Genomic DNA, 1,640 nt, shown 5'->3' on the forward strand with positions numbered 1-1,640 from the left:
ACCTAAACGTATCGCCCCGGCGCTAAGCGATTTGTCGCTGGTGACGTAAACCGGCAACCGCTCGTCGGGCAGTTTTAGTCGCTGCAGTGTTTCGCGATAGAGCGTTTGCAGTTTGTATTTGTCAAGTTCGCCGAAACGCGTTGTTTCCTTGATGTCCTCGATCCGCTTCTTTTTTTGACCCCAAGTCTGTGCCAATTCCATTGCAAAAGGACCGAGGACGACCAGACAAGCGGTGACCGACACGATCGGGGCAAACACGACTTGATCCCACCGAATCAATGCAGCCAACGCGATGATGCCGATCACGTGCACGGTGATCCATAGCCATGTGAATTGGTTAGCGCGACGCAGTTGTTCGAGCAAGGCTTCACGATCGGGTACCGCTTGTAAATTCATCAGAATGCTGCGTCAATCAAAGTGGTTAAGATTCCGCCGGTTGGTTTACCACGCGTTTGAAAGTAAACGTCGCCGGGGCCTGTGTAGCGGTTGATCAAACCTTCGCCCGACATCAACGAGTCTTTCAGCGACTCGGACGCTTTGACTAGCTTGTAAGTCACGGTGTCTGAAAATGCGACCATGAAACGATTGTCGACATACAAGGTCTCGTCCGCTTCGAGTTTGCGATGCTCGATCGCACCAAACGTTTGGCAGAATACATTGCCCCGCCCTGTGGCATGCATCAAGAACAATCCCTTCTTGCTCATCAATCCTTTGAGTCCGCCGTACTTAATCCGCACATGAGTCGAACCGACGTTGGCCAAGTACGAACCGCGAGTCAGAAAGTAGCCGGAATCGGGTTGCAGGTCCAAGACGACGATGTCGCCATAGCTTTCCGGAGCAAGCACGACGGTTTGCTCATCGGATTTTGCGCGGAACTCGGCAGTAAAGAAACTCTCGCCCCCGAGCATGCTTTTTACCCCACCAAACCAGGATCCAAATAGCGATTGACGGGGGCGTGGTTTTGAGGGCGTTGCTGCGGCGTCGCCTGCGGCAGCTTCGCTGGCCGAATCGGATTCATCATCGGAATCCAATCGACCAACGTGGGCCGAGATCGAAATCCCAGCCGACATGGTGAGCATGCTGTTCGGCTGCGCAACGACGAACTCGTGCTGCGCCAGCGAGAATTCGAGGGTTGAAAAAACAGGAGCGTGGTTAACGCGGAAATCCATAGATTTTTGTGGAGCGATCTGAACGCTCGTGTTTCAGAGGCTTCAACAAGACATGGAAAGTTGCACAACAGCTAGTGACGTTAAACTTCGTCGGTTCGTTAGCCGCGGGCTAATTGTAATCCGCGATTAAAGGCCGAAAGCTAGTGAGCTGTCGTTTTAGTCGAAAGTCAATCCCAGTGGTGAGCCGTGGTCCGCAAGGACACCGGGGTGATGCGTGGCACCCGGCCGCTCACGCGTCACGGCTCAATAAATCAACAGCCCGCTAGCAGCACGCGGCGAAATTAAAAATCGTCGGCGGTATCGGTCGCGTACTTGTTGCGTAGCAGATAACCGACAAACGCAATCACACCAAGGATTCCAAGGAAGATGAACAGCGCGACCATCCGCGACACACCCAAGATATCCGAGATGCCGGTAATGCAAATATCATAAATCACGATGCGGATAAACCAGCCTACAAGTCGACCAATC

The 1,640-nt window shown here is 53.1% G+C and carries 2 protein-coding genes and 1 pseudogene; all 3 read right to left on the reverse strand.

What is annotated here, in order from left to right; all coding sequences use genetic code 11:
* A pseudogene (locus ABX962_RS35715) lies at positions 1-396 on the reverse strand (hypothetical protein); the annotation flags it as partial.
* Entirely contained in the window at positions 396-1,169 is a 774-nt protein-coding gene (locus ABX962_RS35720) for a TIGR00266 family protein (protein ID WP_372726408.1), read from the reverse strand. The pseudogene ABX962_RS35715 and the gene ABX962_RS35720, both read right to left, overlap by 1 nt.
* Before the next feature lie 281 nt (positions 1,170-1,450).
* Complete coding sequence (locus tag ABX962_RS35725; protein WP_372726409.1) at positions 1,451-1,639, reverse strand: hypothetical protein; 189 nt, start codon at positions 1,637-1,639, stop codon at positions 1,451-1,453.
* Between the last annotated feature and the right edge of the window lies 1 nt (position 1,640).

The sequence above is a fragment of the Novipirellula sp. genome, assembly GCF_041583735.1.
Taxonomy (GTDB): domain Bacteria; phylum Planctomycetota; class Planctomycetia; order Pirellulales; family Pirellulaceae; genus Novipirellula.